The sequence below is a fragment of the Cellvibrio sp. KY-YJ-3 genome (assembly GCF_008806955.1).
Taxonomy (GTDB): domain Bacteria; phylum Pseudomonadota; class Gammaproteobacteria; order Pseudomonadales; family Cellvibrionaceae; genus Cellvibrio.
In genome coordinates this window covers 2,574,759-2,593,836 of sequence record NZ_CP031727.1, presented here as the reverse complement: position 1 = coordinate 2,593,836, position 19,078 = coordinate 2,574,759, and the positions used below count along the sequence as shown (strand labels likewise).

The following is a 19,078-nucleotide window of genomic DNA, read 5'->3' as shown; positions in this document are numbered from 1 at the left end:
CGGGAATACACTTATCAATTGCGCGTAGGAAAAACACCAGCCAGCGCAATGCAATAATTTAATGCCAAAAACGGCTGACGATTTTCATGGGCCTGCCCACCACCATTTACACCTATGGTTTGTGGCGCCATAGTCGTATTGGTTGTTCCGGGAGTCAGCATGTAGTTTATTGTCCCACCGCTACCACCACGCACATCTTTTGCCAGATAAGCATCTGCTGCCGGTGTTGATGCATTACCCGGATTGTTCATGGCAGTGATCAAATGATTATGGGCGGGAATTTCAGTCGTGAGTAAGGTCATCCCATTCTCACCCTGCTGCTCTCCCCAACTCCAAGGGCTCAATCCCGGCCCTTGGCCTACACCAGCAACTACTTGGCCTTGCAAATTAGGCAACTGGAAATTGGTGGTGCCGTTACCGCCATAGGTGGTACCAATGATGGAGAACAGCGCCGTATTGGATTGGATTGGTAGTATTTGGCCATTACATAACGCCCAATTTTTGGGAGCAAAGCTAAATGGCAACAAACGGATTTCACCGATAAAAGGTTCCATAGTTCACTCCTTAATTGCGCGATGGGAAAATGCCAGAGACACACATGATGTAGTTAATCGCAGTGGTCGGCATGATGTTATTGTGCGGCTGGGAGCCTCCAGCAGCTTGCACAGTGGCAGCGTTCAACGTCTCTGGCACTGGCCCAGTTGGAGATGAAACATAAATTTTATCGGTATCACTGTGGGCAAATACCGTTCCCGCCGGGCTGGGAGAAGTAGACGGTGCGGTAGTACTCGCATTAAACGTATGGTTGTGCGCAGGGATTTGCGTGGTTAGCAGGGTGACCGACTCAACACCAAACTGTTGGCCGATAACCCGCGGCGTCAACCCCGCTCCATTTCCTTGGCCAACTGGAAGCCGACCGCGCAAATCAGGAACGCCAAACGTACTCACACCATCGCCGCCAAAGGTGGTTCCGACAATTGCAAATAACGCATCATTTTCGCTGATGGCGAGCAAACGACCATCGCACAGCACCCAGCCAGCTGGTGCAAAACTACCCGCAAAAAGGCGGATATCACCGAGATATGGATCCATTGTGATTCTCCTTATGTGAGTCAGTTACGTGAAGGGTAAATGCCTTGGGTGGCAATGCAATAATTGAGTACCAACGAAGGCTGGCAATTTTCGTGAGGCTGGCTGCCGCCGGTATTGGATACCGATGCCGGATTCAATGGTTGCAGGCTGTTTGGAGCTTCATACAAATTAACGTCGCCCGCATTACCCTTACCGCCCGCAATATAATTGTTGGCAAAAGCCAGGTTATCGCCTTGGCTAGTACTAGCAGACACGCCGTGGTTGTGTGCGGGCAAGTTAGCAGTAGTGAGTGTTACATTTTCCACACCCGCTTTGCTGCCTTGGGGCAGACCCGCATTTACATTTGGGTGAACCGGTACGCGGCCACGCAAATCAGGCAATGCAAAGGTAGTGACTCCATCACCACCATAAGTAGTGCCCAGAAGTGAAAAAAGGGCTTGGTTGGAATTGATTGGCAGTAATTGCCCGGCACACAAAGTCCAATACTTGGGTGCCCAGTTGTAAGGGAGAAGCTTAATTTCTCCGAGGAAAAAATCAGACATCAATAACTCCTTGATTCAGAAAACCTGTCCTTAAAGGTCAGGGTTGATTATGAAATGTAATCCTTGAATGATTAAGCGCAGACCCACGCGCCATAACACACTGCTAACAACAGCCATTCTTTCCTGAATAAAAGATCATTCTCCGTGGACACGCCAACTCCAAATTGAAGACTAAGGTATAGCAGAACTAATTCACATTACGAGCCATAACACAGTTATTTGCACTCCATCGCCTGATGCGTGACAGTTAATTGACAAACATTAAAACCAATTCGGGTGTAAAGCCGTTTTGCCGCAATATTTTGACGCTCAACTTGCAAGCTCAGGCCTAAGGATTGCGCGCTCGCATAGTGCTTTACTGCATTCAATACCGCTGAACCTATACCCCGGCTGCGCCAACTAAATGCGATAACAAAATCAACAATGTGTATAAAATTTACCAGTTCAGCCAGCATGATCTTGCCAACGACTTGTGACTCACACTCAATAATCCAATTTCTGGCGGTGGGATATTGATTGGCATAACCGCGCTGCTGTAATTGGTATTGCTGAGCCAATAAGGTTTCCACCTGTGCAGGGGGGAGCGGTAAATAGGCTAATTCAGGTCGCGCCTCGCAAAACAGTGAAAATAAAAATGCATCATCTGTAGCATCCGCTAAACGCACACAAATCCCGGCAGGCAAAAAGATATTTTTTTCCATTACAACTCCTTAATAACCCTCTGGCTCAGCCAAGCAGGTGGCCGCTTCACGCAGCAGCTCATAAGTAACGAACAACTGTTGCTCTATATAGTGTTTATCCGCGGCAGAAAATAATGATTGTTTACTCAGTGAATCCTGTGTGAACAATACGCCGGGGGTTTTTGAGTGAATACCGAGTCGCTGCATCACCGCTGTCTGTTCTTCCCCTGTTAGCGTCAAGTCAAAATAGCGAAAAATGGTGTTTATGCCCGAATATTTCAATTGGCTGTAATCCATACACAAAATAGAATTTTGTGTCTGAATACTGTGCATTTTCTGCTGCAAGCTCCGCAATACATCAGTGCGATACTGCAACAGCGAAAGATGATTAGTCGCCCTTGAAAACATGCTATTAAATTGTGCTAACCCTGGTTCACCCGCCATATGCCGCCCCGCTAGCTTCTGATGGGAAGCCAAAATCTCTACCGGGTTGCGCACTACAAAAACCACTGGTACTTGCGGATAAATTGCGTGAATTAAATCCCAGCAAAAAATATCCCAGGCGTTCCATTTAATAATCACCTGTGGGCGATTGGGAAACACTGCCGCTTGCAAGTTAATAAAAGCACGCAGTAAATTTTGCTGCTCTTGCACTGACAGGTTTTTATCCAACAATAATTCTGTCAACAAAGGCGATTCGGAAAAAACACAAGTGGAATCCAGTTCAGATAAACAACCCGAAATTAACGTAGAACCGCAGCGCGACAAATGAAAAATAAAACCCGCAGGTTGTGCATCGGCAAGCGCTATCGCCTGTTGTTGCGCAACCGCCAAAGTGCTACAAGGCTGGATTATTTGATTAATCAATTGCTGACGGTAGCGGGAAATAGTTTCATCCTGAAATGGCTCGGTGGCATGACCAAAGGGTAAGAGCCAGTACACGCGCTGTTGCCCAGGGCGGTAGCGATAAGGCAACCAATTCTTTGCAAACTGGGCCTGATTTTCAGTTATGGGAAATTGATTGAGTTGCGCGATATCATCCAGCAACTGGTTATCGCTACGCTCGGGGCAATGCCATAGTTTTTTGATAATCGCCAACAAATTCTGCAGCGAATGCGCTCTTTTACATTGTTCAAGCTGCTCGCTGGAGCTAATTAACGCGCAGTATTCCGCATAAAATTCAGGCATTTGGCACACCAGTCGCAATTGCGTTACATAGCCAGTTGTTAGCCACGCAATCGATTACCAAATTAATCCGGTCTTCGCTGCCGTAATTGTAAAATTCGTGAGTTTGATCGGCGTTGAAATACCACAACTCACCCGCGTTCATGGGAACAATTTTATTGTCGACAATAAAACTTACATCCGCACTGGTGTAAATTGGCACATGTAACCGCGCCTCGCCATACGCAATACTTAACCCTTGATCGCGATGGGGTTTTATTTCTGCGCCGGCTTTTAAACGCATTAAACGCGCCGCTTTGATGGGGCATTGCAGTTGATTAAAAATGGCGGCAATTGCCGGGCACTGATCCAATACCGGTAAGTTTTCCCAGTCATCGCCATTGGCTATGGCAAAACCTTGCAGGATGGGATGTGCACTAAGGTGTTGGCGTTGGCAGCGCAGGGGCAATACATCCCAACCACCGCGATAATCGTTTTTATTGACGTGATCAACCCAGGTCTCAGCTACTTGCGAAAGGTGCAGTAGTAATTCAACTTCCGCCTGTAAAGCAGTCAACCGAATTACACAGGCGAGCCGCGCAAAAGAAACCTCAGGTGAAGAAACAGCAACAGGATTTTCCATTCGCAGCTCTCTTATTAACTGAATAAAATCCCTTTCATATTTTGTTAGAAAATGGCTATAAAAAGACAAATCAAAGCATAGTTACAAAATTGCTATAAGCAAAAACGGCAAGCCGATAAATGCAATTAAGGTTGACACCAACACCATGGCGGCAATCTCTTCCGGTTTTTGGTTGTAACGCAACGCCAATAGATAGTTGAACACTGCCACAGGCATGGCAGATTGCAATAACACGACATTACGCGATATGCCTGTCAGCCCCATTAATTCGCACACAATAAAACCAAATAGCAACCCACCACCCACACGAAGTAGGCTAAAAAACAAACTGCGCTTCCAGAAATGAATTTTTAGCGTCGCGAGGGAAACACCGAGTGCGATGGTCATTAGCGGGATGGCGATGCCGCCGAGGAGATCGAGTGTGTTGCTGATCCAGAGCGGCAACTCTGTACCCGTCACCAGCAATAACACAGCGATTGCCATAGCATAAATCACCGGTTGTTTAGCAATGGCTTCCAGGCGTTTAAAGATCCCACCTTCGCTGCTGGTCACCAGTAATAAGCCCACCGTAAAAGTCGCAATCATCATCACCATAAATGAGCCCAACGCGAGCGCGAGGCCGGTTTGCCCATAGGCAAATAAACACAGCGGCAACCCCATGTTGCCGTTGTTGGGGAAGATAAGTGGCGGGAGATAAGTGCTAATTTCCAGTTTCATCCAGCGCAATAATGCCCAGCCGAATAATCCCATAGCGGTCATGACGATTGCCGTGGCAAGCGCGACCTGCCCCATCACGGATGGTTGCACATCCACTTTCGCCATCACGCTGATAATCAAACAAGGCGTGCCGATGTTCATCACTATGCGTGAAATAAAATCCGCGGGGAAATCAGTGCCGGTTTTTCCCCAAATAAAGCCGGCACCGACAGAAATCATAATAGGGGCAAGAATGGCGAGTAGTTCGCTGAGCATGATGGTTACTTTTACATCAGAAGAAAATAAAAAATTGAGCGTGAATTGTAGCAGGCGTGGTTGTTTGGAGGGTGCATGGGATGCTTTTTTGACTGAAAGAATAATGTCACAAAGGCTTGTTAGGCTTGCTTGACTTATTGACTACCTCTTTATGCTGTTAAAAAGCAACTGAATAACCAACGCTATGCGGATACCCCCTATGCAATTCAAGCAGCCTTTCAACCGTTTATTTTCACTTGGCCTGTTGTTGCCTCTCAGCCTGACAATCAGTTTGGTCGGTTGTGATTTATTAAGTGATGGCGAGTTTCCACAAGGCACTAGCGCCACCAAAGCAAAAGATTTACCGAACATTGAACTCGCGGCGCGGACGCCCGTATCCAATGAAGTCATTACCAATTTGGAAGCCCCCATTCCTGCGCAGTGTTATACCAAAACTGAAAATCGCCACAACCCCTGCTACACCTGCCATCAAATGTATGACCGTAGCGCGGGCGAGTTTCGCATGAATGAGTTGGATGATGGCGGCCTGCAAGGCGCTTATATTTTTTCAGAAGACGGCTTGAGTAATCACTGGAAAAATTTATTTGTTGATCGCCGCGAATGGCTAGATGCGGTAAGCGAAGAAACGATTCAACACTATGTAAATAGTGACAACTACAGCGCACTGGCCGAATCGCTCAAAGCACGCGATTGGAAAGGCTTTATTCCCGACTTGGCAAATTATCAGCGCGCGGCGGCCGCCTTTGACGCGCAGGGTTTTGCCAAAGACGGCAGCCACTGGGTAGCGTTTAATTACAAACCCTTCCCCGGTACGTTTTGGCCAACCAATGGTTCCACTGACGATGTCATCATTCGCCTGCCAGCCGCCCTGCGTGAATTAAATGGGCAATATAATCGCGCGGTGTATTTACTGAATTTGTCGCTGGTGGAACTGAATATCAAACAGCTCGCTGCGATCAGTATTCCTGCACAGGACGAAAACCTGCTGGGTATCGATTTGGATGGCGATGGCACACTCGGCATTGCACAGCAATTGGTAAAACGGGAAAGCTACCTGGGTGATGCCAGCAATATGCCCGTCACCGCACAACAATACCCACTGGATAGCGAATTAATGCACACCGTGCGCTATGTGGGCACAAAATCAGAAGGCGATATTTTTGTGCCTGAGCGCATGAAAGAATTACGTTACATGAAAAAAATTCGTGTGTTGGAACAATATGACGTTGCCAGCCGTTATGCGCGCGAACGTAAAGAAAAAAACCTTGAACTGCTACCCAACTTTAATGATCACGGCGAGCTGGGTATGGAAAACGGTTTTGGCTGGTTATTGCAAGGTTTTATCGAGGATTACGCAGGTGCCCTGCGCCCACAAACCCATGAAGAAACCTTGTTCTGCATGGGTTGCCATGCCGCCGTTGGCGCCACCATAGACCACACCTTTGCACTGGCACGCAAGGTTACCGGCGCCGAGGGCTGGGGTTACATTAACCTCAAAGGCATGAAAGATGCGCCCAGTGTGAGCGAAAGTGGCGGCGAGATTTTGCATTATTTACAGCGCGCAGGCGGCGGTAGTGAATTTCGTGAAAATCCTGAAATGCTTACACGCTGGTTCAAAGATAATGGCATGGTGGATGAAGAAAAAGTGAGCGCTGCAAACGTTTATGAGCTAATTACACCTTCGCATCAACGTGCCCTGCAATTAAATAAAGCCTACGCCCATATTGTGCGCACCCAGAGTTTTATTTACGGCCGTGATGCAACTTGGTTACCCGCAAAAAATGTTTTTGATGTAATCAATGACGAGCTGCCACCACTCCCACCCGAACATCGCTTTTACAATTGGGACATCCGCCTGGATTGGTCACAGAACAATCAATAACCCTCAAAAATATTTTACTCCCGCACGTAACGTAATCACTGAAAATATTTTTTTGTCGTGCCCGCGCATGCGGGTATCGACTTAAAACTATCGCGAATTTTTTGTCAAAAAAGCTTCACTGAACTGCCACATTTCCGTTGCGAAACATTCATAAAACTTGCTTAGGCTACAGACTCCGTAGCAAGACCTTCCTAACAATTAATTCTGTACTGTTTACAAGCAACCTTGGGATTTAACATGAATATAACGTTCAACAAAAAATTATTAGCCGTTTTAATTTCATCCACCCTGTTGCTCACCGCCTGTGGTGGTGACGATGGTAAAGACGGTGCAACCGGCCCCGCAGGCTCTGACGGTGTTGCTGGCCCTGCAGGCCCAACTGGCCCAGCAGGAAACAATGGCGCGCCGGGGCAAAATGGTGCCAATGGTCAGGACGGCACTGACGGCGAAGACGGTGTTGATGCAACCGCACCCGCTAAATTAATTCGCTTGGCAACCACGCCCATGGGCTCCGAATTAACCGGTATGTTTAAAACCGATAACGGTGAATTATTTTTTAATATTCAACATCCATCAGACACTCTACCCGGCGATGAAAGCAAAGCGGCGGTGGGCGTTTGGAACGGTGTTGACCTGGACATGCTTGACCCCAAAATTACACCCGTCGCAGTACCCGTAAAAGGCTCTCCTGAATCACAGACCACCCGAGTTGCTGTGGGCAGCTATCAAGCGCTGGGCCGCGAAGGTGATATTTTTGCCGGTGCACTGCCCTTTGGTTTTGGCAATATCACTACCCCTGATGGCAGTGTTAGCGTCAAACAATCCAACAACCCGGACTTTAACGCTTACATCCCCGACAATATCAGCGGTAGCGAAGGTTACTTGTTTAGCGCGTGGGAAGATCGTCCCGGTGGTGTAAGCCGTTTGAGCATCGCGAAACAAAACGATGGCACCTGGCGTGTGAACGATGCGATGAACGTAAATTTTGGCAACGTAAAAGGCACCATGATTAACTGCTTCGGTACCGTTTCACCCTGGGGCACGCCACTCACCTCGGAAGAAAACTACGAAGCCGAAAACACCGTGCGTTGGAACGATGCCACCTACTCCACTGGCTACCCCAATTACGCAGACGTGCTGAAGATTAAGGATTACCTGGGCGGCACTTTCCCCAACCCTTACGACTACGGCTACATTGTTGAAATCACCCAACCTAAAACCGCTGCGCCGGTTCCGGTAAAACATTTCACCATGGGCCGTTATGCGCATGAAAACCCGGTGATTATGCCCGACCACAAAACTGTGTATTTAACGGATGACGGCTCTAACAAAGGCTTTTATAAATTTGTTGCCGATGTTGCAGGTGACATGAGCGCGGGCACACTCTACGCCGCCAAAGTAATGCAAGACGCCACAGTAGATACCGCCAAAGCTGGTTTTGATATTGAATGGATTGAGCTGGCTCATGCCACCAATGCTGACATTGAAAGCTGGGTGCGCTCTTACGATGGTATTGATGAAAGTGATTACGTTGAAGGGGCTACCAGTTACATTTCTGATGCCGAAGTAGCTGATTGGGCTGCAGGTAACGCCACAGATGATCGCGTCGCATTCCTGGAAACCTTGCGCGCCGCCGAAGCCAAAGGTGCCACGGTTGAGTTCAACAAAATGGAAGGGATCAACATTAATTACGACGGAGCCAAAGACCGCAGCGTACCCTTTATGTACGTAGCGATGGCTGAAGTGCGCGGCGCCATGGCCGACACCACAGGTGACATCCAGGTAACTGAAAACCGCTGTGGCGCGGTGTATCGTTTTGGTTTCGATGAAAGCTACAACGTAAATCGCATGCAACCTGTTGTAGTGGGCGGCGCTTATAACGGCACCAGCACTACCGACAAATGTGACGTTAACGGCATAGCGCAGCCAGACAACATCGAAGTATTGGATGATGGTCGCGTATTAATCGGCGAAGACAGCAGCAACCATGTCAACAACATGCTGTGGGTTTACAACCCGAACGGGATCTAAGTCAGGGCTGTCATCACCCTGTCACCTTGATCACATATCATAAAAACCGAGAGAGTAAGGAAACAGAAACAGCAGGGAAGCGGACAGGAAGTCAGGTAAGAAATCGAAGGGGCCTTGGCCCCTTTTTTTATGCGCGAAAAACGTGAATTAACTGCTTAGAACAGGCTTTTTGCCACCATGCGAATTTCCTGCACATTGGTCATTACCAAGGTCAGGCCGCCCGCTACAACAGAGTTTTCCGGTGCATCCAATTTTTTATAGGCGGTTAATTCAGTAATGGGAGGCAAATTGTTTTTTGCCTGGCTTAATTTCACTGAGTGATACAAACCCAAATTGATAATATCGCTCAAATTAATTGGCCCGGGGCTATCCCCTGACCAGTTACCAATATCCTGGATAACTTTCAGGTATTGGCTATCCACCTGCCATTTTTTCAGCGTAATCACACCCAGTGATTTTGCATACTCGCGGCAAAGCCCTACATAAACCGCCAACTCTGGTGTTTGCTCGCTCTTTTTAAAAGCGGACAACACTGCCAGGGTTCCCACTTCACTTAACAGCGCAGCCATCAATACCTGATCCGGTACAACCTTACCTACATGTTTGGCAATGAAAGTACTGAGGCTAGCCTTTAATGCCATGCGCCGCCATGCCTCCACAAACAGGCGCTTATGTTTAACCGAATGCACAGAAAATAAGCTTTTAATGGAATGCACCATGGTAATTCGCTCTACCTGATTCATCCCTAACAGGCGCACCACATCCAGCAGGGTTTGCGGCGGGTTTTGGCTCCCGACCAGAGGGCTTGAGGCATATTTCAGCAAAATGGCGGACAGCGAAGGATCTTTAGCGAGCAACTTACTTAACTCAGCCATCGACAAATCCGATTGCTCCAACGCATTGCGAATTTCAAAGGTAATAGCAGGCAGACTGGGCAACTGCTCATTGCCTGCAAGTAATTCGCTAACCAAGCTGCGATAGACTGAATAGTCTGGTTGACCGGATTGCACGTTCAATTCCATAGGCTTTGATATTTGGCTGATCTTGATGGCGGCAAGCCTAGCAGATTTAAACGCCTTAGTAGTAGCGGCCGCCACTTGAGCACCCACAAAAAGACCGACACAACACTCATGATTTGGAGCAAAGAACAATAACTGCTCAAAAAAAACCTGCTCAAAAAGCCGGGGGTTAAACGCGTCAGCTGGCGGCAAAATACAGCCCATAGCGACAACAACCTGACAGGCCACTTTGATGACCATGCGCCCCCCCCAATCACTCGTCGCTTGACGAGGGGTTACCCCTAACCCGGTAGCTCAACACAGGGCTCACACAAGTAGAAATAAAGATTTAAGCGACACAAATATTTTCACCTGTAAATGTCTTTTTAAGAAATCAAAAACGCCAAATTAAAATCACCAAGACATAATATTTTTTAAGAGCAACTATTTAAAAATTTTTAATTGATTTTTAACTTTTTAAAAATCAATTAAACATCTGTTTTAACTCATATTTTGAGGTTTTATAAATTCTAGAAATCACTTTTTTACAACAAATAAAGCCATTTTTTTCCGAAACAAAACACAAAACACAAAAACTTAATTATTGTTTTTTCATTTTTTTTAAACTACTGTGGCTAAAAATCACCTTCTGGTTATTTATTAAATAATAAAAATAAAACATCATTTTTCACCTTGAAAATTTTAAGTTACAAAAAATTTACCAACCAAAAAGACAATTTAAGCGCCACCACTCCGACTTGCCTGATTGAACAGAAAGGTGAATTTATGCCGGATACTATCGTGATCCAGCCTGCAGAATTTAATAGTGCCCCGCACTGTGCAGAGTATTTTTATTTCATAAGTGATATTTTTCGCGGCACAAAAATGACAGCGCTGTCCTTTTTGAATTTATGTTTAACACATACTGGGTAGAACGCCCGATAAATAAAAATAACCTTAGAAAATACAAAGTGTTACAGAGAAAAAATAATTCAAACCAAGGCAGATAATCTCGGCCGTTAACAAATTGTCAGGATTGACACCGATTCATCAACACGTGAACCGGCCTACACCGGGAAGTTTAGAAAGTAGAAGTTCCGAGGGTAGAAGTACGAGGTAAAAATCCACCTGCAGTTCATTTTGGAAAACAAACCGGAATGAGAGGTGAGTTACAAAAAAGGCGTACCACGCCTTTCAACATCACGTTCAAGGATAAACATAATGAAAACATCACTACGCAAAACGCTCGGGATAGCCTCGCTGCTAAGCCTGAGCATGGTCGTCGCGAGCCAAACGCACGCAGCGGTCTGCTCTTACACACTCAACAATGAATGGAATACCGGCTTTCAAGGTACTGTCAGTATCACCAACAATGGCACTACCGCCATTAACGGTTGGACTGTGGGCTGGGCTTACACCAACAACCGCATCACCAATTCCTGGAATGCCACCCTCAGTGGCAACAATCCCTACACCGCCAGTGGATTGAACTGGAACAGCACAATTCAACCGGGGCAATCCGTGAGCTTCGGGGTGCAGGGCAACAAGAATGGCGCTACTGCTGAAATCCCGACTATCACCGGTAATGTTTGTGGCACTGCAACAAGCAGCTCAGCACCCAGCAGCACTCCGCCGGCAAGCTCTTCATCCAGCACCGTTTCTATTTCCTCCAGCAGTGTGGCATCACAGTGCGCGGCAGTGTCGCAATGCAATTGGTACGGCACGCTTTACCCCACTTGCACCACTACCGTCAGTGGTTGGGGTTATGAAAATGGCAAGAGTTGTATCTCTACAGCGACCTGTACCAGCCAACCTTCACCTTTTGGGGTAGTCGCCGGCTGCGGTGTAACTTCAAGCTCATCAACTACCAGCTCTTCTTCGTCAGTAGTGTCGTCCAGTTCTGTCGCCACTACGCCGTCGTCAGCCAGTGTGTCATCAAGCAGCAGCTTGGTACCACCCAGCTCTAGCTCGGTCAGCTCCAGCAGTTCGTCTGTAATTAGCAGCTCCGTGGCAAGCAGTTCAGTCGTCAGTGTTAGCAGCTCCAGTGCAGCCAGCGCTGGCCCACGTTTGGATAACCCCTTCGTTGGCGCCCAGTGGTACGTAGATCCAATCTGGTCAGCCAAAGCCATGGCAGAAACCGGTGGCTCCAAAGTGGCCAATTACAACACCGCGGTGTGGATGGATCGTATCGGTGCGATTGCCCCAACCGATGGTAGCTGGGGTCTGCGCGACCATTTGGATGCAGCTCTGGATCAAAACGCCAATGTAATCCAGGTGGTGGTCTATGACCTACCTAACCGCGATTGCCACGCGTTAGCGTCCAATGGTGAGTTGAGCCAAGGCGTTGAAGGCACTACCCGCTATCGCACCGAATATATCGATGTGTTGGCATCCATCTTCGCTGATCCTAAATACCGCGAACTGCGCATTATTGCCATCATCGAGCCAGACTCATTACCTAACCTGGTCACCAACCTGAGCACACCGGCGTGTCAACAAGCAGCCGATGCGACCCATGGTTATGTCCCTAACACCCGTTACACCCTGAGCAAGTTCTACCCGATTACCAACGTTTATTCTTACGTTGATATCGGCCACTCAGGCTGGTTGGGCTGGACGGACAATTTTGGCAAGGCTGTTACCCTGATTGGCGATGCAATCAAAGGGGCGACTGGCGGGGTGAATTCCGTAGCCGGCTTTGTATCCAACACCTCAGGTTACACCCCACTGTACGAACCCTTCCTGGATTCATTGGCTAACAGCGCCTTCCCGGGCAGTGGTGGCGGCACACAAACCCGTCAAGCCAAGTTCTACGAATGGAACCCGCACTTCAGTGAAGTTTCTTTTGTGACCGCCTGGCGCAATGCCATGATCTCTGCTGGCTTCCCATCCAACATCGGCATGTTGGTGGATACCTCACGCAACGGCTGGGGTGGCGCTAACCGTCCAACTGCGCAATCAACCAGCACGGTACTGGATACCTTTGTTGACCAATCGCGCATTGACCGTCGTGCCCATCGCGGTAACTGGTGTAACCAACGCGGTGGCGTGGGCGAACGGCCACAAGTAGCACCGGTTGCAGGTATCGATGCTTATGTATGGGTGAAACCTCCAGGTGAATCAGATGGTGCAGCCTCACTGGAACTCTCTTACGACCCACAAGATCCAGCCAAAGGCTTTGACCGCAACTGTGACCCTACCTTTACCAATGCTGCAGGCACCACCACTGGCGCTATGCCCAATGCGCCAGTTGCTGGCCGCTGGTTCTCGGAAGGGTTCAAGCAACTGGTGGATAACGCTTACCCACCACTGCAATAAGCAGATCAGTGCAGCCGGATTTCCGGTGGACTCAAGTCAAAACAGGAGTTTCGACTTGGCTTAGGGATGAGCCGGTACCTTTTATACCGGAGGTGGTGGATTTCAGGACAAGGCCATCACTCCCGCCCCGGTATAAAACCCCTTAATCAATGCAATTATTTACCGGCCTGTTTCGCAGGCCGGTTTTTTTAACGCTGATTACAGCTCCTCTTTTATTTCACGCGAGATATTTCCGATGAAAAAATCCGTCCAGAATAATGATCAAGAATTTGCGCGCGAACTATCCGCCAAACGCACACCGCTGTACCAATTGATTGGTACAGGGCTGCTCGCCCTGTCGGCATTCAATGCCCAGGCCGAGATAGGCAACCCACGGGTAAACCAACTTGGCTACCTGCCCACCGGCGCCAAAACCGCGACCTACAAAACCACCCAAACCAGCGCCCAAACCTGGCAGCTGCGGCAAAACGGCACAGTGGTCGCGAGCGGCCAAACACTGCCAAGTGGCTCCGATGCGGCCAGCGGCGACAATCTGCATCAGATTGATTTGTCGGCCGTGAGTGCAACCGGAAGCGGTTTTACCCTGACGGTCGGTGGCGATACCAGTTACAGCTTTGCGATTTCCAATACCGCCCTCAAAGGCGCACTCTACGACTCGCTCAAATATTTCTACCATAACCGTAGTGGCATCGCGATTGAGACCCAGTACACCGGTGGCGGCAATGGCTCCTTTGCCAGCAATAGCAAATGGTCGCGCCCGGCGGGTCACTTGAACATCGGTGCCAACAAAGGCGACATCAATGTGCCCTGCTGGAGTGGCACCTGTAACTATTCGCTGAATGTCAGCAAAGGCTGGTATGACGCCGGTGATCACGGCAAATACGTGGTAAATGGCGGCATTTCAGCCTGGACATTATTAAACCTTTACGAGCGCGACCTGTACCTGAGCGACAATGGCAGCCTGGTGGGCGACGGCAAACTGAATATTCCCGAAAGTGCCAATGGTATTTCTGATGTGCTGGACGAAGCGCGCTGGCAAATGGAGTTTTTGTTGGCGATGCAAGTGCCCGTCGGTCAAGCCAAAGCCGGTATGGCGCACCACAAAATGCACGATGTAGGCTGGACCGGATTCCCTCTTGCACCCCATGAAGATCCACAGCAGCGTGCACTGGTTCCACCCTCTACCGCTGCCACCCTGAATTTGGCGGCCACCGCTGCCCAGTGTGCACGGATTTGGCAAGACATCGATTCCGGTTTTGCCGCTACCTGCCTGAGTGCTGCAACCCGCGCCTGGGATGCCGCCCAAGCCAACCCCAATGATATTTACAGTGGCAATTACGACAATGGCGGCGGCGGTTATGGCGATGCCAATGTCAGCGATGAGTTTTACTGGGCCGCTGCCGAGTTGTACATCACCACTGGCAATAGCCGATACCTAAGCACATTGAATAACTTTGCTATTACCCGCAACGATTTCGGGTGGGCTGATACCGAACTGGCGGGCCTGATTTCATTGGCGATGGTTCCCACCACTCACACGGCCAGTTTGCGTTCGAGTGCGCGCCAGAAAATTATCAGTATCGCCGACAATAATATCGCCACCCAAAATGCATCTGGCTATCCCGCACCGCTTTCAACCCTTGAGTACTATTGGGGTTCCAACGGCGCCGTGGCGAATAAACTGATCCTGATGGGGCTTGCCTATGATTTCACGGGCAATGAAAACTACGCCAAAGGGGTGGGGAAAGGGCTGAACTATTTCTTTGGTCAAAACACCCTGTCCACCTCATTCGTGACGGGTGCGGGCACCAAAACGGCCACCCAACCACATCACCGTTTCTGGGCAAATGCGATCAATGCCAACTACCCTGCCCCACCACCCGGCGCACTCTCTGGCGGCCCCAATGCCGGTCTTGAGGACAGCACCTCAGCTTCATTGTTGGGTGGCTGCAAGTCCAGACCTGCCACTTGTTGGGCTGATAACATCAATGCCTATGCGGTTAATGAAATTACCATTAACTGGAACGCTCCCTTGGCTTGGAACCTCGCGTTTTACAACGACTACGCACAGGGCAATGGCGGTGGGCAAAGCTCATCCAGTCTGAGCTCATCGAGCCTCGCTGTCAGTTCATCAAGCCAGGCGATCAGTTCATCGGTTCCAGCCAGTTCTTCCAGCTTGGCAACAACCTCAAGCTCATCCTCTATCGCACCCAGCAGCTCGTCGTCAGTCGCGTCAAGCGTCAGTACTGCGCAGCAATGTAATTGGTATGGCACGCTTTATCCGCTGTGCGCCGTTACCAGTTCCGGTTGGGGGTATGAGAACAACAGAAGCTGTATTTCAGCCAGTACCTGCAGTGCCCAACCCGCGCCTTTTGGCATAGTGGGCGGCGGTACAAGTAGCACTCCAGCCAGTAGCAGGCCCGCAAGCAGCACGCCGGCAAGTAGTACCCCAAGCAGCACGGCGCCCTCTTCCGTTGCCAGCTCGACACCACCGGCAAGTTCATCCAGTTCGGTAGCCAGTGTAGAGGGTGGTAACTGCCAGTATCTGGTGAGCAACGAGTGGAATAATGGTTTTACGGCTACTCTGCGCATTACCAACACCAGCAGCAGCCCTATCAATGGCTGGACGGTAAATTGGTCCTACAGCGATGGCAGCCGTATCACCAACAGCTGGAATGCCGTGTTTAGTGGAAACAACCCCTACAGTGCGAGCAACCTGAATTGGAACGGCACTATTCAGCCAGGGCAGTCGGTGGAGATAGGTTTCCAAGGTAATAAGGGCAGTAGCGCAACAGCGCAAGTTCCGGTGGTAAATGGCAACGTTTGCAATTAACGAAACTGCTGGACAATAGCTTTACAAGCCCCCGGCAAGGACGCTGGGATGGCAACATGCATCGGGCCCAGTCCCACTGAGCGCGACAGTATTGATAGCCATGCAAAATGGGCTTGGCACTAATCACTTATCGGCAGGAGCACTAATACTTCGTTTCACCGCGTACATTGCCTTATCCGCCTGCTCCAATAGCAGGTCCTGATCAAAGCCATCATCCGGTGCAAGCGCGTAACCAATACTGGTACTGAGGGATATGGAAATACCCTTATACAAAAACGGTTGGGCAATTTCATCCAGTAGGCGTTGCACACTTCGCTCAAGTGCGGTGCGGCTTTCAATCGGATGCAATAGTAAACCGAACTCATCGCCCCCCAAACGCGCCACAGTATCCGTCACACGCACCATATTTTTGAGCCGCTGCGCCAGCTCGCAAATGGCTGCGTCACCTGCGGTATGCCCGTGGGTATCGTTGATTTTTTTTAGGTTATCCATATCCGCAATCAAGACGGCCAAATAACAGTCGTCGCGACGGGATTGTCCAAGCAAGTTGCGTAAGCGATCAAAAAATAAAGCCCGGTTAGCCACTCCGGTCATCTCATCATGAGTAGCGCGATAAAAAAGTTCATCCTGGGCATATTTGGCCGCAAAAAACATTTCCGCGCCCAGCACCTCGGAGAGCATGTTTAATAAGGTCTGATCTGCCGAACCAAAAGCAGCGGGTTTCGCGGAAACCACTTTTAATACCCCAATACAGTTATTGCGATATTTAAGCGGTATTACCACCATTGAGCGAAGGTTGACCGAGCGGCATGCTGCGCGATTAACGCGCGGATCCAAGTCGGAGTCATCGCAGCGCTGGGGCATTCCAGTTTGAATACAGAGACCAGAGAGGCTCTGGGTGACTTGTAAACGTAGACCTATTTGTTGCGCGGCTATGCCTGAGGCGGCGCAATACACCAACTCATTTTCCCCCTCGACCAGCTCAATAACCGCACCGTCGCCACCAACGAGCTGTTGCGCACGCTCAACCACCAGTGCCATCACACCACCAAGATCAAGGCCAACCTTGGCGATTTCCGTTTGAATAGCAATGATCGCAAGCAACTGCTCGCGAGTAATAAGCGACGGATCGAATGGAGAAGTTGAAAGCACTGGGGTTTGGCTCATGGATAAGCCTCATCGGTGATGGGCATATCTAATAGTTTAGCCGAAACACAGAACTTTACGCGCCAACTAAATCATTTTATGCATCTAAAGAGGCGCCCTTTAGCACCTCCAGATTGACGAGAGTCGCCACTTACAGCAGTGGTTTTGAAGTCAGGATTTGCAGCAGGTTTTGTAAATGCACCGTGGATTCATAACCCAAGGGGGTTAAATAACCACCATCGGGCAAGGTGATTAATTGTTTTTCGTGCAGGCGTTTGGTGGCGGCGATCAACTCAGGTGCTGCATCTGAATGAACTTTGAGTCCGGTCTGGCTGGTTGTCGCGTCAAACAGGCGCAGCACTTGCAGTTCAGCAACTAATTCCGGGGACATTGGCATCTTGGACTCCACTATTATTGTCGGTGTAGGTATGGTTGGTAGCCATTTATAAATAGCATAGTCACCGCAGATCACAACTATTTACTCGAACAATCAACCCGCTTCGCGATAAACACGGCGCACTTCATCGGCAATAATCGCCGCACCGCGCGCAACGGTTTCCGGCTCCTGACAATAAGTCACGCGGATACATTCATGGCGATGCGGCCAATCCTCCGCCAAACCGGGGAAAAAATGATGTCCGGATACCACCAATACTCCACGCGTTTTTAAACGCTGGTATAACAACTCACTACTGATCGGCAAATCCTTAAACCACAACCACAAAAAAATCGCGCCTTCAGGCTTGTGGATTAAACAAGGCAAATCGCCCAGTGCCGATTTAAACCTCGCCACTGCCATTTCCATTCGTGTGCGATAAAACGGCGCAACTACTTCGCGACTTAATCGCAATATTTTTCCGTCGCGCAATAAATGTCGTGCCACTGCCGGGCCAAAATTGCCCGTCGCTAAACTGAGAATAGTATTGGCTTTGGCAAAAGCTTGAATGATGGCAGGGTCGGCGATAACGATGCCAGTGCGCGCACCGGGCAAACCAAGTTTGGATAGACTCAATACCAGAATCGTATTGCTATTCCAGTGGGGTTGCGCATCCACAAATAAAATATTGGGAAAGGGTGTGCCGTAAGCGCCATCTACAATAAAAGGAACTTGATGCGCACGTGCCAGCGCATCGAGCTTAGTCAGTTCCTCATCGCTAATCACATTGCCAGTGGGATTGGTGGGGCGCGATACACAGAGCGCGCCCGTTTCACTGGTGATTTTCAGCTCATCAAAATCCACATGGTATTTAAAAAAACCATCGTCCAATATTTCAATACTGGGGCGTGTAGCGGTAAAAAAATCCTCGCTAATGCCCAGGTCGCTGTAACCCAAATACTCCGGTGTGAGCGGCAACTGGATCTTCTTGTTGCTGCCATCGGCATAGTCGCCAGCAAATAAATTAAACAGTACAAAAAACGCCGCCTGACTGCCGTTGGAAAGCGCAATGTTATCGCGCGCTATCGCCCAACCGTATTCGTGATTAAGCAAATCGGCAATGGCGTCCAGCAATTGTGCATCGCCCTGTGGTGGCTGATATAAGCCAAGCAACTCATGCGCATCGCGCGGGTTGGCGAGTGTTGCATCCAGCGCGCTGGCAAATGCTTGTTCCATAGCCGGGATTCGCGCCGGATTACCGCCACCCATAAAAATCATCTCGGGATTTACCCGCAGCGCCTCGCCCAAATCATCCATCAAGGTGACTATGCCGGCATCGGTACATAATTTTTGCCCGAAACGCGAAAGTTTTAACGATGAAACACTCATTGATAACTACCC

Annotated in this window: 15 protein-coding genes; 4 read left to right on the top strand and 11 right to left on the bottom strand. The window is 49.3% G+C overall.

The genetic code is table 11. The features are described from left to right. Positions 1–14: 14 nt before the first annotated feature. From D0B88_RS10975 to D0B88_RS10945, 7 genes are all read right to left on the bottom strand, one after another. On the bottom strand, positions 15–554 hold the full coding sequence (locus D0B88_RS10975; protein ID WP_151057139.1) for a phage tail protein: 540 nt from the start codon (positions 552–554) through the stop codon (positions 15–17). A 10-nt stretch (positions 555–564) separates the two neighbouring features. Beyond that, on the bottom strand, positions 565–1,092 hold the full coding sequence (locus D0B88_RS10970; protein ID WP_151057137.1) for a phage tail protein: 528 nt from the start codon (positions 1,090–1,092) through the stop codon (positions 565–567). Between the two features lie 20 nt (positions 1,093–1,112). Then, positions 1,113–1,634, bottom strand: a complete 522-nt coding sequence (locus tag D0B88_RS10965) for a phage tail protein (RefSeq protein WP_151057135.1) — start codon at positions 1,632–1,634, stop codon at positions 1,113–1,115. Positions 1,635–1,849: 215 nt separating this feature from the next. Then, positions 1,850–2,335 carry a GNAT family N-acetyltransferase gene (locus tag D0B88_RS10960; RefSeq protein ID WP_151057133.1) on the bottom strand — a complete coding sequence of 162 codons (486 nt, stop codon included), beginning with the start codon at positions 2,333–2,335 and terminating at the stop codon, positions 1,850–1,852. A gap of 9 nt (positions 2,336–2,344) precedes the next feature. Continuing rightward, entirely contained in the window at positions 2,345–3,502 is a 1,158-nt protein-coding gene (locus D0B88_RS10955) for a sulfotransferase family protein (RefSeq protein ID WP_151057131.1), read from the bottom strand. Beyond that, positions 3,495–4,121, bottom strand: a complete 627-nt coding sequence (locus D0B88_RS10950) for an aspartyl/asparaginyl beta-hydroxylase domain-containing protein (protein ID WP_151057129.1) — start codon at positions 4,119–4,121, stop codon at positions 3,495–3,497. Before D0B88_RS10950 ends, D0B88_RS10955 begins: the two co-directional genes overlap by 8 nt. Positions 4,122–4,202: 81 nt before the next feature. Continuing rightward, the gene (locus D0B88_RS10945) at positions 4,203–5,093 is read right to left on the bottom strand and encodes an AEC family transporter (RefSeq protein ID WP_151057128.1); all 891 of its coding nucleotides are present in this window, start codon (positions 5,091–5,093) and stop codon (positions 4,203–4,205) included. Between the two features lie 199 nt (positions 5,094–5,292). Between D0B88_RS10945 and D0B88_RS10940 the strand changes: the two genes are divergently transcribed. Then, positions 5,293–6,975: a hypothetical protein gene (locus D0B88_RS10940; RefSeq protein ID WP_151057127.1), complete on the top strand. Its 1,683-nt coding sequence runs from the start codon at positions 5,293–5,295 to the stop codon at positions 6,973–6,975. 237 nt (positions 6,976–7,212) lie between these two features. Next, a complete protein-coding gene (locus D0B88_RS10935; protein ID WP_151057126.1) occupies positions 7,213–9,006 on the top strand; it encodes a PhoX family phosphatase in 1,794 nt (597 codons plus the stop codon). 155 nt (positions 9,007–9,161) lie between these two features. Here D0B88_RS10935 and D0B88_RS10930 read toward each other — a convergent pair whose 3' ends face one another. Further along, a complete protein-coding gene (locus D0B88_RS10930) occupies positions 9,162–10,265 on the bottom strand; it encodes an HDOD domain-containing protein (RefSeq protein ID WP_225318336.1) in 1,104 nt (367 codons plus the stop codon). 960 nt (positions 10,266–11,225) lie between these two features. Between D0B88_RS10930 and D0B88_RS10925 the strand changes: the two genes are divergently transcribed. Continuing rightward, positions 11,226–13,322 (top strand): glycoside hydrolase family 6 protein, encoded by a 2,097-nt coding sequence (locus tag D0B88_RS10925; protein WP_151057124.1) that lies wholly within the window; start codon positions 11,226–11,228, stop codon positions 13,320–13,322. 235 nt (positions 13,323–13,557) lie between these two features. Next, positions 13,558–16,155: a glycoside hydrolase family 9 protein gene (locus D0B88_RS10920; RefSeq protein ID WP_151057122.1), complete on the top strand. Its 2,598-nt coding sequence runs from the start codon at positions 13,558–13,560 to the stop codon at positions 16,153–16,155. A 123-nt stretch (positions 16,156–16,278) separates the two neighbouring features. Here D0B88_RS10920 and D0B88_RS10915 read toward each other — a convergent pair whose 3' ends face one another. The 3 genes from D0B88_RS10915 to D0B88_RS10905 form a co-directional block, all read right to left on the bottom strand. Then, positions 16,279–17,322, bottom strand: a complete 1,044-nt coding sequence (locus D0B88_RS10915; RefSeq protein WP_151057120.1) for a sensor domain-containing diguanylate cyclase — start codon at positions 17,320–17,322, stop codon at positions 16,279–16,281. 130 nt (positions 17,323–17,452) lie between these two features. Then, positions 17,453–17,698, bottom strand: coding sequence for a TIGR02647 family protein (locus D0B88_RS10910; protein WP_040392176.1), 246 nt, complete (start codon positions 17,696–17,698; stop codon positions 17,453–17,455). 93 nt (positions 17,699–17,791) lie between these two features. Next, the gene (locus tag D0B88_RS10905; RefSeq protein ID WP_007642354.1) at positions 17,792–19,066 is read right to left on the bottom strand and encodes a valine--pyruvate transaminase; all 1,275 of its coding nucleotides are present in this window, start codon (positions 19,064–19,066) and stop codon (positions 17,792–17,794) included. Between the last annotated feature and the right edge of the window lie 12 nt (positions 19,067–19,078).

Excerpts from the sequence above, each read along its gene's own strand:
- D0B88_RS10950 (WP_151057129.1), bottom strand. The coding sequence starts at position 4,121 with ATGGAAAATCCTGTTGCTGTTTCTTCACCTGAGGTTTCTTTTGCGCGG.
- D0B88_RS10955 (WP_151057131.1), bottom strand. The coding sequence starts at position 3,502 with ATGCCTGAATTTTATGCGGAATACTGCGCGTTAATTAGCTCCAGCGAG.
- D0B88_RS10930 (WP_225318336.1), bottom strand. The coding sequence starts at position 10,265 with ATGGTCATCAAAGTGGCCTGTCAGGTTGTTGTCGCTATGGGCTGTATT.
- D0B88_RS10925 (WP_151057124.1), top strand. The coding sequence starts at position 11,226 with ATGAAAACATCACTACGCAAAACGCTCGGGATAGCCTCGCTGCTAAGC.
- D0B88_RS10920 (WP_151057122.1), top strand. The coding sequence starts at position 13,558 with ATGAAAAAATCCGTCCAGAATAATGATCAAGAATTTGCGCGCGAACTA.
- D0B88_RS10965 (WP_151057135.1), bottom strand. The coding sequence starts at position 1,634 with ATGTCTGATTTTTTCCTCGGAGAAATTAAGCTTCTCCCTTACAACTGG.
- D0B88_RS10945 (WP_151057128.1), bottom strand. The coding sequence starts at position 5,093 with ATGCTCAGCGAACTACTCGCCATTCTTGCCCCTATTATGATTTCTGTC.
- D0B88_RS10910 (WP_040392176.1), bottom strand. The coding sequence starts at position 17,698 with ATGCCAATGTCCCCGGAATTAGTTGCTGAACTGCAAGTGCTGCGCCTG.
- D0B88_RS10940 (WP_151057127.1), top strand. The coding sequence starts at position 5,293 with ATGCAATTCAAGCAGCCTTTCAACCGTTTATTTTCACTTGGCCTGTTG.
- D0B88_RS10935 (WP_151057126.1), top strand. The coding sequence starts at position 7,213 with ATGAATATAACGTTCAACAAAAAATTATTAGCCGTTTTAATTTCATCC.
- D0B88_RS10975 (WP_151057139.1), bottom strand. The coding sequence starts at position 554 with ATGGAACCTTTTATCGGTGAAATCCGTTTGTTGCCATTTAGCTTTGCT.
- D0B88_RS10905 (WP_007642354.1), bottom strand. The coding sequence starts at position 19,066 with ATGAGTGTTTCATCGTTAAAACTTTCGCGTTTCGGGCAAAAATTATGT.
- D0B88_RS10970 (WP_151057137.1), bottom strand. The coding sequence starts at position 1,092 with ATGGATCCATATCTCGGTGATATCCGCCTTTTTGCGGGTAGTTTTGCA.
- D0B88_RS10915 (WP_151057120.1), bottom strand. The coding sequence starts at position 17,322 with ATGAGCCAAACCCCAGTGCTTTCAACTTCTCCATTCGATCCGTCGCTT.
- D0B88_RS10960 (WP_151057133.1), bottom strand. The coding sequence starts at position 2,335 with ATGGAAAAAAATATCTTTTTGCCTGCCGGGATTTGTGTGCGTTTAGCG.